The sequence below is a fragment of the Acinetobacter sp. YH12039 genome (genome assembly GCF_013420015.1).
Classification (GTDB): Bacteria; Pseudomonadota; Gammaproteobacteria; order Pseudomonadales; family Moraxellaceae; genus Acinetobacter; species Acinetobacter amyesii.
The window spans coordinates 1-15,152 of sequence record NZ_VOZA01000001.1 but is presented as its reverse complement, the minus strand read 5'-3'; the positions used below and the strand labels follow the sequence as shown (position 1 = coordinate 15,152).

Genomic DNA, 15,152 nt, shown 5'->3' with positions numbered 1-15,152 from the left:
AGTAGGACATCTCAGCGACGCTGGATGTCTATAAAAGATATAAAGCAACGAAGAGAGAACTGTTATGTCTATCCTAAGTTGGGACGATTTCGAAGATGATGAACCGAAACAAGCTGCACAAGCTCACCAGCCTGCGCCCGTCGAACCGCAAAAAACGACTGATTCGCAAGTGGTATCTAATGCACAGCACTCATCGCCGAATTTGGCAGCTGCACAACCCGCTCGAACCAGTACAAATCGACCAACAGATCCAACCGATCCGTTGGCAAGAGCATCTAACGCTCTAGAAAATCTAGACGTTGCACCTGGCTTAGAAGAGTTAGAAATGGGTGCTCAGCGTGTTCAAGTTGACGATAAAGCGATGATCAACTGCCGCGCTGACTTAAACCAACTTGTACCGTTCAAATACGAATGGGCTTGGCAAAAATATCTAGACGGTTGTGCAAACCACTGGATGCCGCAAGAAGTGAACATGAACCATGACATCGCACTTTGGAAGTCTGAAAATGGCTTGACCGAAGATGAGCGTACCATTGTTATGCGTTCTTTAGGTTTCTTCTCGACTGCGGATTCATTGGTTGCAAATAACTTGGTTCTTGCAATCTACCGTCACATCACAAACCCTGAATGCCGTCAGTACATCTTACGTCAATCATTTGAAGAAGCGATTCACACGCACGCTTACCAATACTGTATCGAATCTTTAGGTATGGACGAAGGCGAAGTCTTCAACATGTACCGTGAAATTCCTTCAGTGGCTCGTAAAGCAGCTTGGGGTCTGAAATATACACAATCTTTAAGTGATCCTACGTTCAAAACAGGTACACCTGAAAACGACCAAATCTTGCTTCGCAACTTGATCGCGTTCTACTGCGTCCTTGAAGGTATCTTCTTCTACTGTGGTTTCAGCCAAATCTTGTCTATGGGTCGTCGTAACAAGATGAATGGTGTTGCTGAGCAATTCCAATACATCTTACGTGATGAATCTATGCACTTGAACTTTGGTATCGACATGATCAACCAAATCAAGATCGAGAACCCTCACCTATGGACTGCTGAGTTCCAAGAAGAAATCATTCAAATGATTCTTGAAGGTACAATGCTTGAAATCGAATATGCACGTGACACTATGCCACGCGGTGTATTGGGTATGAATGCAGGCATGATGGAAGAATACTTGAAATTCATCTGTAACCGTCGTTTGAGCCAATTAGGTTTACCTGAACAATTTGCTGGCGTGAATAACCCATTCCAGTGGATGTCAGAAATGATGGACTTACGTAAAGAGAAGAACTTCTTTGAAACTCGCGTAACTGACTACCAAACTGGTGGAGCGTTAAGCTGGTAATAAATTTTTCAGCGAAATATCAAAAGCGGAACCAAGTGTTCCGCTTTTTTTATGAAGAATTTCATTCACCCAAGCAAATCTATGCATTTAATTTAATTCATATTCTGCTAATATAAAACGGTATAAAAATACATTAATTAATAAAAATCACATAATAAAAGAGGACAGAATGAAAGGTCAGATATTAGATTATTCAGTACAAACCAATTCAGGCATCATCAGTGGAGATGATCAAAACCGTTATGAGTTTACAGGTGCAGAATGGCGTGGCCAAAACTCACCTAAACGTGGCGATCATGTAGATTTCGATATCAGTCCCGAAGGTCAAGCGGTTCAAGTATTCAATGCACTTGGCAGCAGTAATCCTATTCAACAAATTTCACAGCACCTCGATAAAATTTCAAACCAAGACCAAGCTGAATCAAAATTCAACATGATTGATTGGTTTGTCAAATGTCTAAAAAATTATGCCAACTTTACTGGACGTGCACGCCGTAAAGAATATTGGTTTTTTGTTTTGGTCTATCTTATCGCAATGATTATTACTCTGATTGTCGATTCAGTGCTTAGAACCAGAGGAATATTCACAGGTATTTTCATCTTAGCAATGGTTATTCCGTCCCTTTCTGTTGCAGTACGTCGTTTACATGATATTAATAAATCTGGTTGGTATTGGTTAATACAAATGATTCCGCTCGTTGGACCAATTCTGGTTCTAATTTGGCTTGCAACAGAAACCAAACCTGAAGTAAACCAATGGGGACAACCTGCCAAATAAATAAAAAATCGTGGCTACTATTTATGTAGCCACCCTATCTACAGCACATTAACTCAGGAAAAATATGAAAGGACAAATACTAGATTTTTCGATTCAAACTAATACTGGGGTGATTAGTGCTGAAGATGGAAAACACTATCAATTTGCTGGTCATGAATGGCGAGGTCAAAGACCACCTACACGTGGAGAACAGGTTGATTTTGCTTTGGATGAAAGTGGGCAAGCAATTCAAGTCTATATTGCATTACGCCAACAAAGTTTTTCCACGAATACGCGAACAAACTACAGTGAAGAAGAGGAAAACTATGACTTTTTCGCGTGGTCATTCAAACCACTGAAAAAGTTTGCTGAATTTGAAGGACGTGCTCGACGTAAAGAGTTCTGGTTCTTTTGGCTATTTTGTATATTGGTCATTATACTTGCCTCTGTTTGCGATTTCGTTATTGGCAGTGAACCTTGGCTAGAAAATATTACCAATATCGTTTTACTCATTCCTAGCTTAGCTGTTGGCGCACGTCGACTACATGACACAGGACGTTCAGGTTGGTGGCAACTTTTAATGCTCACAATCATTGGAATCATTCCACTGATTATATGGTGGGCTACAGACACCAAAGCCGAGAACAACCAATGGGGTCAACCCGCTAGAGATCTGCAACAATAAAATAAGGCGCACAATGCGCCTTATCTTTTAACAAAAAACTTTAGCCATATTTACGCGCAAAATCTTCATCTGAAGTGCATAGATAAATAATAAATTCAATAAAAGCAACAATGGATGGAATAAAGGTCCAACAGAATAGCAGATACACAATCCCCCATCCAATACGACCCAAATAGAATTTATGTATACCAAATCCACCAAGGAAGAATGCTAAGAGTGCAGCAACAATACGACTCTTTTGACCGTATTGCGTGCCTAAAGCATTCGGCACAGCGACTAAGTAAATATCGGTTGCGTAACCCATTCCACTTGTCTCAAAATCAACAAATTGTCCACGAGCAGGAACAGTTTGTCCTTTCCAATCGCTTCCAGAAAATTGATAACGATTCTGATCATCTCCGCTGATGATGCCTGTATTATTTTGAACAGAAAAATCGAGTATTTGCCCTTTCATATAATCCTCTATGTTTTATCTTTATTTGATGATTCTTGGACGTTATTTTCATCAGCAATATAACGAATTATTGATGAATATCATATCATTAACTTATCTTGCCAAATAGCATTTTGTAAACATCAATCTCAATGCATATACCACTGCCATCGCAAATATTGCATAACCCGCAGGAGTAATAAACAACGGAATACATAAAACAATCACCACGGTTAAAGGATATAAAAGTTTTCTAAAACCACTTTGATGATGCAATTCATGAAGTAAATATAAACTTGTCGTATAAATCACGAGGCTGATCGCCACAAAGTAGCTTTCTTTCTCAGAACTAATCAGCGCCTCATGCGAAACCACATCAACTGCGGCAGCTAAACCTGCACCAATCGCCGCGATACTAATAAAGACAAAGAAATGTCCATAACCCCAAGTAAATGCCATTTTTCGGCTATTTAAACGCTCTGCAATACTGGTATCAAAATAAGACCATCACATGGTGAACATCATCATCAGACCGCCCACCATCAGAAAAATCAGTTCAGTACTAAAACGCTGATTTGTTAATGCATCGGTTATGGCAATCGAGCATCCGACAATAGATTCGCCTAAAACGATAATGGTAAGCAGTGAATATCGCTCTGCAATATGATGCGCATGCCAAGGTGTACGGCTTGCAGCTTCTGCAAAAACTGGGATAGACAGTTCAGCAATTGCGAGCAAAATGAAAAGATAAACTGTGAAATGCAGCGGTGAAAAATGAAAGAACAGCCACCCCACTTGCACCAGTATGATGCCAAAAGCATAGCGTAATGCTGTTTTCCGACGGGACAGATCATGCTTTGCAACGCGAAACCACTGCTGTAACTAAGCCCAGACGCATAATGGCATAACCAATCACAATTACGTCAAAATCCTGCTTTTGAAAAGCGCTTGGAATACCTGCAGCAATGACCAAAGAACCAATGATCTGTACGAAAGTTAAGATTCGATAGAGCGCATCATCATTATCATACGCCGAAGCAAACCAACTAAAGTTCATCCACGCCCACCACAAGGCAAAAAACACCATGCCATACAGCGTTAAACCCTGAGCTAAATGATTTTCAACAATGGCATGATGCAGTTGCTGCCCTGCTGTTGCGATCGCCACGACAAAGATCAAGTCAAAAAGCAATTCTAAAGAGGTCGCGACACGATGATGCTCATGTGGATCACGTGGGTGCAAAGGTTTGAGCCACTGGCTAGGGAATAAAAATGATTTGGACATAGCATTCAGCTTTATTGTTTTCTGTCTGAATTTTTTCAAAAGCCTGAAACAGTTACAAGATCGATTACATAAATCAGATGAGAAACAGTTTTCTAGAAAAAGGATAATGGCTTTAAAAACACACTTAAGATTTAGATATTTCAATTGTAGAAGTTAAAAATTCAAAGTGACAAAACTGCGAAAGACGTTTTAAGATAAAAACTCGATAGATCGATGTGTTTTTTATATCTCAGCTATATTTTTCTCTAAATTTTAATGACATACTGCTAGTAATTAAAAAAATAATGAAATCTAAAAGTGATGTTAAAAGAAAAATTAGCGTCTTTTCCTGACGCAGTTTGGGTACAGATTCATTATGATCAAATGCAAGTTTTAACGCGTGATCATCAAATTGTAGCTGAACAAAACTGCCCTTTAGCTTTTATAGAACGTGGAAGTTTTGTCCGAAACTATCATGTTGCAGAACAGTGCTTCAACCAACTCATACAACAGATCCACTTCAAGTGGTATGAGTTTGGACAGCCGGTTATTTTTATTCAGCTAAAAGAACGCTTAAGTGAAGAAGTCAGCGCACTCGAGCTACAAGCCATTCAAGAAATGGCTCTAAGCGCAAATGCACATTTTGTATTTGTCTACGATAAACATGGCATCGCACTCGAAGCAGAAACCATCAAAAATGATGAGTCACCTTTGCTCAAATGGTTTTTCTGTGGGCTGATTTTTCTGATTTTGCTGATTATCTTTAAATAATCAGCATCATTCTCTTGATTAGGTGCAACTACGACACTTTCTGCTGCTGCAATTGCTCAATACTCGAAATCAAATCGTTAAAACGATCAATCACCAGTGCCGGTGCAGCCGTTTGAATTTCTTCTGCACTACCATAACCATAGCTCACAGCAATACTCTGCACTGCATTACGGCGTGCGCCTAAAATATCGTACTCACGGTCTCCCACCATCACACATTCCTTCGCATCCAACTGTTCTTGCTGCAAAATGTATTCAATTAAATCGCCTTTGTTGGTGCGCTCACCGTTCAGTTCACTGCCATAGATCACAGTAAAATATTGTGCCAAATCAAAATGTTCTAAAATTTGGCGGGCATAGACCGTCGGCTTTGCTGTAGCGACGTACAAGTGAAAGCCTTGCTGTTGTAAAGTTGCTAGAGTGTCGGCAACGGCAGGATAGACTTTATTTTCAAATAAGCCAGTCACTGCAAAGCGCTCGCGATAGCCTAGTAAAGCCTGATCTGCAAGTACATTATGCACATCGACATTGAGGATTTTGGCCAAAGAGGCTTTCAAAGGTGGCCCAATGATCCAATCGATATTGGTCTCATCCGAAATGGGATGTCCAATTTTCGCCAGTCCATAGCGTGCTGAAGTAGTAATGCCAACTTTTGGATCTGTTAATGTTCCATCGAGATCGATCAATATATTCTTAATCACAGCTTGTACCTTATCCATTCACTTCTGCAAAAATACTATCGAGTGTTCGCTCAAAGTTGCCTATACTATCGCAAATTTTGTGTAATAAGGACATCATTGTGCGCCCTACTGTACTGTGCTTTTCAGGTCTTGACCCTTCAGGTGGTGCAGGACTGCAAGCGGACATTGAAGCCATTGGTCAAAGTGGCGCACATGCTGCCATTGCGTGTACAGCATTAACCGTTCAAAACTCACAACAAGTGTATTCGTTTGAAGCGACCTCTCGTGAGTTATTGCTGGCTCAAGCACATGCCGTCGTCGGTGACCTCCCTATTCGCTGTGTAAAATCAGGAATGTTAGGAACGACTGAAAATATCGCGGCTCTCGCTGAGTTTTTACGTGAACATCCCGAATATCATTATGTTCTCGACCCCGTTTTAGTTGCCAATAGTGGTGGTTCTTTGGGCGATCAAGCAACTTTGGTCAAAGCCTTTGCAGAACTGATTCCACTTGCCACTGTGCTTACACCCAATACCGTAGAATTACGTGCGCTCACAGGTGAAGAGGATATTTCTAAAGCAACTGCGCAACTTTTTGCGATGGGTGCTCAAGCGGTATTAGTAAAAGGTGGGCATGAAAATACGCCTGACTATATCCAAAACTCGTTGTACGTTCAGGGTGAATTAGTCTCTGAAACCCGTTGTCCACGACTGGATGGGGAATATCATGGTTCGGGCTGTTCATTGGCGAGTTTTATTGCAGGGCGTTTAGCCTTAGGTGATGAGCTCAAAACGGCTGTTCATCATGCCGAAACATGGCTATTTGGTGTGTTGAAAATCGCTGAATCACCAGTTGTCGGAGGACAGAAAATTCCAAAACGTTTTTAAAGTACTCGGTTATTTATTTAAACCCGATAGAATAAAACGCTGCATCATTTAAAGCCCTGAATATCAGGGCTTTTTCAAATTAAGAGTCGAGTTGAACGCGATAGACCAAGGTTGGAATTTCCCACGCACCACCAGCAAATCCTTTGCACTGTGTGGTTTTTGCCATATAGGTTTGGATAAAACGCTGACCATTCCATGACCACTCCCCCGTACTATGACAGTCGCCAATGCCTCGTCCACGTTGATTGGAGAAAATCTGCCCTTCGCTAAAACCACTTCCGGAAAAGGTCACGGATTGTTTGATTTGCTTTAAATTTCGATCCATCAGCCAATAGCCATTACCACTGTTATATGCCCCACGCCAACATGGCACTTCGACCAAGGCATTTTTCCCATTGATTGGAAACACCACGACCCGATCATCCTCTAAGAAATTTGCATCAAAGAGTTGAGGACAATCTTCTACTGTCGTTTTCTTCTTTATCAATCCAAACAATTGTTTGGCTGTGGGCGCATTGACGGCATACCGTGTTTGTAAGCCCTTACTGTAATTTTGAATATTCACTTTCGGAATACTTTTCGGTTTGAGTACATTGGCCGAACTACTATTGGCTTTACGCAATAATGCCGAATTTGTCCCTATGCGCTTTTGAAAATCATCCATACGGAGTAAAACTGCACTAGCGCCCTGCACCGACAATAACCATGTTTTGTTGTTGCCTTTCCACACAATTGGTTGGTTGGCTTGTAAGGCTTGAATCAGTTTTTGAGTTTGAGCTGCACTTAACTGACCTTCCGCAGTTTTGGCATCAAGCTGCACAGTTCCCTGATTTTTACCTAAAATGTAAAGTTGAAGTGGTTGATTTGCCGCATTGAAGGTTTCAGGATCGAGTTTCACTCGTGCGCTGACTTGCGCTTGAGCTCCCGCAGCACGTTGTAATAACACAGAAATAGCGGGCTGATTGCCCTCCGCTTGATAACCTGCAACGCGACAAGTCCCCGTATTATCACAAGCGATTTCCCAATCTTTATGTGAAAAATAGTTTCCTTGAATTTGAGCAAAGCTCACACTACAACCCAATGCAACAACATAGCCCAATAGAAGTTGCCAGATGACATTATTTTTGTTCATGTCTTTGGCTCAAAATAATTATATTAGAACTATCTTAAAATGCTTTTCACTGAAACTCCAGCCTAAAAAGATCTGCTGCATCATTTGAAATTATGAAGACGAATCATTTAGTTGCTGTATCTCCTCACATTTTTTTCGCTTCACATTTTCATCACTGAGCGTATTCATCAAATCTGCCGCAAGGCCTTTTAACAGACTCATATCATCATCGGTCATTTGATTCGGCTGCCGATCTAAAACACAGAAACTTCCCAACGCCACCCCATTACGGTCTCTAAGTGCAACGCCTGCATAAAAGCGAATGCGGTTATGCATCAATTCAGGTAAATGCGCAAAGCGTGGGTCACGTTGTAGGTCTTCAATTATCAATCGTTCATTTTGATACACCAAATGGCTACAGATCGAGTCTTGCTTCGACTGGCGCACCTGCATCGGTTGCTCGGTAGCCTCAGCCAAAGGGCTACCTGGGGTATAAACCCAATCTTGCTTGACCCAAGAAATTTGCGCATATTTCACATCGAAGGCTTGTCGAGCTTCTTCAATATATTGTTCATAGATCGGTAAATTCCGCTCATCCAAAACATTCAGTTCTTCTAATGCTTTTAAGCGCTGCGCTTCAACGCTAGGATCAGGCTCATCCAACCAAGATTCACCATGCTTCAATTGAAAAGCTTCAATGGTTAATAACAAGTCATTCATATTATTGACCACTGCATCGACGGTGAAATTTTCTTTGATCGCATCTAATTGGGATATCTCATCACAGCTCCACAGTGCAAAAATCAGTTTTATATCTGGAAACTGTGCCTTAAAAACATGGCTTAAAAGGCGAATTTGAGCTTCTGGTACTGTATGGAAAATCGAAATACATACGATCTGAATATCCTCTTGGATATCATCCATACTTTGATGCTGATTTTGAATCAATACGTCGCTAAATGCCTGAGCCGGAATACCGCTTAAACTTAGCCCATGCGCCAACATAGCCGATACTTGAACATCAATTTCCCAACGTGCGCCGATACATAACACCGCTGCTTTCTGATCCTGCTGTGCCACTGGATATGCCCGTTGAAAACTATGATTAAACAGTTTTAAGCCTTGATGTAAGCGTAGTCGATGCTCTGCACTGGCCTCGGTGTTGTGTCCGCTCGAAAAAATCCGTATGGCTGGAATCGCCACTTTAGCATAAAACGCATTGACCCGACGTGCCTTGATTTCATCCGTGGCATCTTTCGGTAACTTTTCAGCAATAAAAGTCTGTGCTACATCCATGGCATCTTGCACATCATCAGCGACCAATCGCTGATAAAAGCGCTCATGCGGCTCCAATGCAGGTGTACTACCGATCAGGGTTTTAATAAAACCTAAGGATGGTACATAGCTTGAAAGCACCAATAAACACGCGGTTAAAGGCGTCGATAAAATTAAACCAATTGGCCCCCACACCGCCGTCCAAAACATGGCTGCGATGATAATGGCTAAAGTTGAAAGTCCAGTACTTTCCCCATACAACCAAGGCTCAATAATATTATTACTGACCAACTCTAAGAGCAGGATTAAGCCGACTGTCCACAGCACCATATTCCATGTGGGATCTACCGCAAAAGCCAGTGCAATGGGGAAAATCGCAGAAATCATCGGGCCGACATAGGGAACAAAGCGCATCACAATCGCCACCATTCCCCACATAATTGCTGCCGGCACCCCAATAAACCAAAGTCCCAAAGCCATCGGAATACCGTAGGTCACATTCACCATCAGCTGCATACGTAAATATTTACCGATACGATTGGCCGCTTCATCTAGTGCGTCAGTTCCAATATTTAAATTACCGCCCAGCAGCTTAAGGAAACGATCATGCAAATCTTTCCGATTGACCAAAATCAGAATCACAAACAAAAAAACAATACCCGCAGTTGCCAAGGGATTGAGCACCCGCTCGCTCCAAGCCATGACCGCTTCAGCCGTGGTTTGTTGTTGCCCCACCACTTTCACTTGTTGCACTTTAGGATTTTTCTCTTCTGGCACCACATCATCTATCGAATTTTCAACGGTATCTATGGTGGTTTTTGCGCCATCCCAAACACTCGGGCCGCGTGCAAATTGACGAATAGAATCCATTTTCTTTTGAATCGTGCCCTGATATTGCGGTAATTCTTGGCTTAATTGCCCCAGTTGATAACCCAAATAAGAGGCCGCGCCGGATAAAATCGCCAAAGCCAAACCGACCACAATAAATATAGATGGCATCTGCGGAAGTCCCCAACCGCGTAGTTTCATCACCAAAGGATCAACTAAAAAAGCCAATAAAATTGCGAGTGCCAATGGAATAAAAATATCTTTGCCAAGATATAAGGCGGCAATCAGCAAACTGCCGATGATAAACCCTGCTGTGATTCGAATCACTTTATGTAAATCTGCAGGGGGCATTTGCTTCGATGCGTTCAGGTCTTGCAAGCCTTGCTTTTGACCTGATGGTGATGATTCAAATTCTTGCGCTAATTTATTATTTTTATGATCCATTTTCTTATCCTGAACGATGGTCATTATTTTTTAATTTAGGCTGAAGTTTTAGGGCTGCATACGCATTTCATGTAATGATTTGCAAAGAAAAAAACAGAGCTTTATAGCTCTGTTTTCATACTGCGTTTCGAGAGGAATTAAAAGGTAATCACTTTACTTTGATGAGTCACAATATCCACTGGAACAGAAATATGTTGATGAACGATCTTCCATTGAGACTGCGTTTTTTTCATCCCAATGGTATTACGACACCACGAGATCCCCGACGTCGGTATCCCGCTCTGATCATCAATTTTGGAATAACAGTGCAGAAAGGCAATATCAGGATCTGCATGGATGACCAATTCCCGCCTAAATACCTTTAAGCCTTCACGAAAATACTCCCGATAAAATTCCCACATTTTTTGATATGCCATTAAGCCACGCATTTCACAACTGGCATCAAAAAAGTACACATCTGCTGCGCAGGATTCAGCAATATTTTCAATTTTCAATTGGCAGATGACCTCATCCCAATTGGCTAAAAATTGCAGAATTTCGTCAGCGGCCTGTTGGTCACCAACTATTTTGATTTTATCTTGCATCTCTGGCACCTATTTATTTTATTTTTTATGAAGCATTGTTCTGGGCGGCGTTTGGAAGTTGAATTGCAACGATCTTCCAGCTCCAACCGCGGCGTTGCATACTAAATACGGTATATTTTTCTTCGCTTAGGCCTTGGAGCGGCACATACAGATCAAATCGATTCCAAGCGCTATAGCTGGCTTTGGGTTCAAGTGGCTGGCTTTGCTTTAAAGCAACAGCGGTTGCAGTTTCGTCATTTTTGGATAGTGTTGACGCATAAGGTTGTTCTGCGACCTTATTTTCAGCATGCGTGAATAGTTCAATCCCTGGGCTAATCATGCTCGGATTGGTCAGTTTGGTTATTTCTGGTAGTTGGATCGACTCTTTTAATGCTTTGCCTTGTAAAAGCAGCATGATACTGGTTGGATTGACCAGACTGTCGACTAGCGTTGCACTGAGGACTGTGCTGAGCTGCCCACCCCAAGACTGGGCAAATTCGGGTAAATGCTGTAGCCCAGTTTTCTGTTGAATGAGGTCTTCAACTTGTGGTTTTAGACTCGATTTGACTGCCGCAAAATCGATATATTGAGCAATTTTTTCAGGTTGATTGTGCTCATAGGCTTGACGTATTTGATACAGCACCCAATACGGAGATGCAATCATCCAACCCACGACGATGATCAAGATCGTAATGAGCCCATAATTCCAAATATGATTCTGCTTATTCATCGTTCACCACTCTAGCCAGTGAAGTTGTGGTACTTCCTTGTACCGTCAAATAAGCCTGATCTGGGTTGAGCGTCCAACCCAACAACGCTTATTTGAGAACCATATTGCTTTTGATCTTGTGATTTTGACAAGCCTTCACGTTTTGTTCATCCCGCTTTGACTGTCTCGATCAGGTTGTTTCAAATTTAAGCAGTTAGATCTTTAATTTGGGTACTTGCACCATTGGTTTTAACTGATTCAATGCCTTTATCGCGTGATTGCTCACTGGCATAAAATTGGCTGGTCCCAATAATTTGATGGTTTGCCGCTTTCAAATTAAAATATGGTTTGCCATTTTTGGCCGTCAGTCGTTCAAAACGGCTGTCATCTGCACTGTTCTTTTGTACAGACTCAATCCCGTTTTGGGCTGATGCTTTCGCTTTATATAATTCACTCGTTAAAATGATTTCACCGTTCCCTGCTTTTAATACAAAACGAAACTGCTGATCATTAGAATGACTGATCTCGTACCATCCCGACATATGTTACCCCTTCATTTTCATTGTTTTCTCTATTATTCGATCAGGATTTGTTGTTGGAAATTCAACCTGATCTACAGAATATAAATGAACTCGGTCACATTTTTCAATGTCTTTTTTGATCAGTGTAAAGGCTTAAAATTTAATCACTAAGAAAATGATTTTCAATAAATAATTCCAATAAAAAAGAATCCGACCGAAGTCGGATTTCATCATTCTTTCATCATGCTGTATTTGTGAATAGAGGCGCATTACTCAACGCATGAATAAAGGCCTTAAGGACTGACGATCTGCTTCGAATAGGTCGCTTTATTCATTTCTAAAATTTCAACACAAAGTTGCACTTCTACTGCTGAAGCTGTGACATGTTGTTTCAACACGTCCAATAACAACAATGAAATTTGCTTTTGCACTTCGATCGTTCGACCCGTCAATAATGAAACTTTGGCATGCATATACGCATGTTGGGCGTGTTCATCCAAACCCACAACAAAATCTTGCTGAGCGACAGCACGGCTCTTAATATCATTGATGGCACTGACATGACCCGATTCAAATAAGGCCTTGTTTAGCGATTTAAGTAAAGGACGAGCCTCCAGCTCAAGGTTATTGGAATATTCCAAATGAATATGCGGCATAGTAAAGACATTTCAAACCTGTAATGCTTCTATTATGCAGGCTGAAAAGTAAAATCTATAGCGAATTAGTTATCTATTTCATGTTTAAGTAGACATCCTAAGCCAAGTGTGGCCTTCGCTTAGGATGATTGAAATTTGCTTTGGAGCGAACAAAAACGAAACTTAAACTTTTTTCACGTATTCAGATTTGAGCTTCATTGCCCCGATACCATCAATTTTACAATCAATGTCATGACCATCTGTTGCATCGACTAAAAGACGAATATTTTTAACTTTGGTACCAACTTTCACCACTGAAGATGAACCTTTAATTTTAAGGTCTTTCACCACAGTAACCGTGTCACCATCGGTCAATACATTGCCATTGGCATCTTTAATCAGCACCTGCTCATCAGCAGCGCTTTCGCCTTCACGCCATTCGTGTGAGCATTCAGGACAAATCAGTAAGTCACCATCATTATAGGTATATTCAGAATTACATTGGGGACAATTGGGTAAAGACATAAAAGACCTCAAAAAAGATGGACGCAAAAATCCATAAAAACTTAATATAACATTTTTATGTATTTCATAAACTTAAAAACCATAAATATCGTATGGTTTAGTGAAGTTATGACGATTTAAATAACACAACGCCACAGCACTAATCGGTTTAAATTTTAGATCTCTAATGAGGTGTTTAATATCAACGCTTTTAAGATATGCGCATGATTTTTATCCATATGTTTGGCCGCTGTGAGTAAGGTCAGCGGCTCCTCTTTTTCCCATGCGCGCAGTTGTTCTAACTCGGCTTGATGCGGCTGTATTTCTTGCAAATAGCGCTGTTTAAACTCGTCCCAACGAGAAGCCATTGCCTCGTCTTGATGATACCAACGACGTAAATCTGTCGATGGCGTCAATGCCTTCGGCCACAAATCTAGCTCTGCGCTCACTTTACTGATACCACGCGGCCACAAGCGATCGACCAATATGCGTTTACCGTCATCTGGGCTTATCTCATCATAAATACGTTTAATATGTACGGTCATTAAGCCCTCCATCATCTATTTACAGTTTTTCGATCATTCTTCAAATTATTCATCGGGCATCGCTGGATTCACTAAAAAAAGCCAGCAACTGTAAAGACTCCTGCCAACCCAAATAACAGGCATCAGGTGGAATAACGCTCGGCAACCCTGCCTGTACAATCGTCACTTCGGTTCCTACTGATACCGCTTTAAACTCAACAGTGACCTCGATTTCACCGGCTAACTCTGGCATATCAAATTGGTCTGTATAGCGCAGTAAATGATTCGGCACGACTTCATGATAATCACCATGAAAAGCGTGTGTGGTTCCGGTTGAAAAATTTTGAAACGACATGCGGTACGAGCCACCTACACGCACATCCGAATGTTCCACATGGGCGGTAAATCCATGCGGTGCCATCCATTTCACCAAAGCATCTGGCTCCACAAAGGCACGATAAACTCGCTCTACAGGTGCACTAAAAACACGATGTAATCGAACAGTATTACTCATGATGATGTCCTTTTGTCATTGTTTTCACTGAATCATCCACATGCATTCACCCTCGCTTTATCGTCCATTTTTATCACACTGAAACGATCTAAGCGAAACAGTGTTACGACGTATGAGAAAGGTGTATTACTGTTCAATACTATAGCGAATCCTACAGATTGATCCCATCACTTTAACGCAATGCCGTGTTATGTTTTGTGAGCTGCATTCATATTGATTTTTTTATAAAAATATTGAAAAATCAAAATTTTACACAATTTCTCTAAAATTTAAATAATAAAAAACCCAGTTGAAAGACTGGGTTCTTGTTGCTAAAGATGCAATAGTGAGACTTAGCTCAATTGTGCTTCATCTTCTTCCAGATCATCATCTTCATAGATATAAGCCATACAACCCCAGCCATCATATTCGCCCGAATGTTGTTCCGCAATTTTAATAAACCACTGCTCTAAATCAACGATATCTTCATAATCAGGTTCCATATAGACATAGACCGTGATAATCCATTCCACGCGATCTGATTCTTCATCTTGGAACAACGAAATTTTTTGCTCTTCTTCTTTGTACACGACAAAAAAAGATAACTCATTGAAATAATGGCATAATACTTGTTTTCTGACGACGAATATGATGACACATTTCAATGAGTTACATCTCATCTTAAACAAATATCTAAAGTGGAACAAGTCACATGCAAAAT

15 protein-coding genes and 3 pseudogenes are annotated in these 15,152 nt (G+C 41.0%); 5 read left to right on the top strand and 13 right to left on the bottom strand.

The window, feature by feature from the left end; all coding sequences use genetic code 11:
• Nucleotides 1-64 precede the first annotated feature (64 nt).
• The 3 genes from FTT98_RS00090 to FTT98_RS00080 all read left to right on the top strand — a co-directional run bounded on the left by FTT98_RS00090 (nucleotide 65) and on the right by FTT98_RS00080 (nucleotide 2,790).
• Nucleotides 65-1,348, top strand: coding sequence for a ribonucleotide-diphosphate reductase subunit beta (locus FTT98_RS00090; RefSeq protein WP_078191110.1), 1,284 nt, complete (start codon nucleotides 65-67; stop codon nucleotides 1,346-1,348).
• 169 nt (nucleotides 1,349-1,517) lie between these two features.
• A complete protein-coding gene (locus tag FTT98_RS00085) occupies nucleotides 1,518-2,126 on the top strand; it encodes a DUF805 domain-containing protein (RefSeq protein WP_180004739.1) in 609 nt (202 codons plus the stop codon).
• 64 nt (nucleotides 2,127-2,190) lie between these two features.
• On the top strand, nucleotides 2,191-2,790 hold the full coding sequence (locus FTT98_RS00080) for a DUF805 domain-containing protein (RefSeq protein ID WP_180004738.1): 600 nt from the start codon (nucleotides 2,191-2,193) through the stop codon (nucleotides 2,788-2,790).
• Nucleotides 2,791-2,830: 40 nt separating this feature from the next.
• Here FTT98_RS00080 and FTT98_RS18010 read toward each other — a convergent pair whose 3' ends face one another.
• Both FTT98_RS18010 and FTT98_RS00070 read right to left on the bottom strand, forming a co-directional pair.
• A complete protein-coding gene (locus tag FTT98_RS18010; protein ID WP_228144741.1) occupies nucleotides 2,831-3,244 on the bottom strand; it encodes a TM2 domain-containing protein in 414 nt (137 codons plus the stop codon).
• A gap of 93 nt (nucleotides 3,245-3,337) precedes the next feature.
• Nucleotides 3,338-4,508, bottom strand: a pseudogene (locus tag FTT98_RS00070) (low temperature requirement protein A).
• A gap of 297 nt (nucleotides 4,509-4,805) precedes the next feature.
• Between FTT98_RS00070 and FTT98_RS00065 the strand changes: the two are divergent.
• Nucleotides 4,806-5,258: a hypothetical protein gene (locus tag FTT98_RS00065; protein ID WP_180021346.1), complete on the top strand. Its 453-nt coding sequence runs from the start codon at nucleotides 4,806-4,808 to the stop codon at nucleotides 5,256-5,258.
• Between the two features lie 28 nt (nucleotides 5,259-5,286).
• Here the strand turns inward: FTT98_RS00065 and FTT98_RS00060 are convergent, their stop codons facing one another.
• Nucleotides 5,287-5,958 carry an HAD-IA family hydrolase gene (locus FTT98_RS00060; RefSeq protein ID WP_180041527.1) on the bottom strand — a complete coding sequence of 224 codons (672 nt, stop codon included), beginning with the start codon at nucleotides 5,956-5,958 and terminating at the stop codon, nucleotides 5,287-5,289.
• A 98-nt stretch (nucleotides 5,959-6,056) separates the two neighbouring features.
• Between FTT98_RS00060 and FTT98_RS00055 the strand changes: the two genes are divergently transcribed.
• Complete coding sequence (locus FTT98_RS00055) at nucleotides 6,057-6,824, top strand: hydroxymethylpyrimidine/phosphomethylpyrimidine kinase (protein ID WP_078191115.1); 768 nt, start codon at nucleotides 6,057-6,059, stop codon at nucleotides 6,822-6,824.
• Nucleotides 6,825-6,903: 79 nt separating this feature from the next.
• Here the strand turns inward: FTT98_RS00055 and FTT98_RS00050 are convergent, their stop codons facing one another.
• The 10 genes and pseudogenes from FTT98_RS00050 to FTT98_RS00005 form a co-directional block, all read right to left on the bottom strand.
• Nucleotides 6,904-7,956 (bottom strand): DUF1176 domain-containing protein, encoded by a 1,053-nt coding sequence (locus FTT98_RS00050; protein WP_180041512.1) that lies wholly within the window; start codon nucleotides 7,954-7,956, stop codon nucleotides 6,904-6,906.
• Between the two features lie 90 nt (nucleotides 7,957-8,046).
• Nucleotides 8,047-10,482 (bottom strand): AI-2E family transporter, encoded by a 2,436-nt coding sequence (locus FTT98_RS00045; protein WP_257220771.1) that lies wholly within the window; start codon nucleotides 10,480-10,482, stop codon nucleotides 8,047-8,049.
• Between the two features lie 137 nt (nucleotides 10,483-10,619).
• Nucleotides 10,620-11,066 (bottom strand): nuclear transport factor 2 family protein, encoded by a 447-nt coding sequence (locus FTT98_RS00040; RefSeq protein ID WP_218950648.1) that lies wholly within the window; start codon nucleotides 11,064-11,066, stop codon nucleotides 10,620-10,622.
• Between the two features lie 25 nt (nucleotides 11,067-11,091).
• Nucleotides 11,092-11,775, bottom strand: a complete 684-nt coding sequence (locus FTT98_RS00035) for a DUF2939 domain-containing protein (protein WP_180041513.1) — start codon at nucleotides 11,773-11,775, stop codon at nucleotides 11,092-11,094.
• Between the two features lie 185 nt (nucleotides 11,776-11,960).
• Complete coding sequence (locus FTT98_RS00030) at nucleotides 11,961-12,296, bottom strand: YegP family protein (protein ID WP_078191118.1); 336 nt, start codon at nucleotides 12,294-12,296, stop codon at nucleotides 11,961-11,963.
• 272 nt (nucleotides 12,297-12,568) lie between these two features.
• A complete protein-coding gene (locus tag FTT98_RS00025; protein WP_180041514.1) occupies nucleotides 12,569-12,931 on the bottom strand; it encodes a 5-carboxymethyl-2-hydroxymuconate Delta-isomerase in 363 nt (120 codons plus the stop codon).
• Nucleotides 12,932-13,093: 162 nt separating this feature from the next.
• Nucleotides 13,094-13,435: a zinc ribbon domain-containing protein YjdM gene (locus FTT98_RS00020; RefSeq protein ID WP_180041515.1), complete on the bottom strand. Its 342-nt coding sequence runs from the start codon at nucleotides 13,433-13,435 to the stop codon at nucleotides 13,094-13,096.
• Nucleotides 13,436-13,590: 155 nt separating this feature from the next.
• Nucleotides 13,591-13,959 (bottom strand): DUF488 domain-containing protein, encoded by a 369-nt coding sequence (locus FTT98_RS00015; protein ID WP_180004732.1) that lies wholly within the window; start codon nucleotides 13,957-13,959, stop codon nucleotides 13,591-13,593.
• A gap of 45 nt (nucleotides 13,960-14,004) precedes the next feature.
• Nucleotides 14,005-14,452 (bottom strand): annotated as a pseudogene (locus FTT98_RS00010) (SRPBCC family protein).
• A gap of 332 nt (nucleotides 14,453-14,784) precedes the next feature.
• Nucleotides 14,785-15,012, bottom strand: a pseudogene (locus tag FTT98_RS00005) (ribonuclease E inhibitor RraB); the annotation flags it as partial.
• Nucleotides 15,013-15,152 lie beyond the last annotated feature (140 nt).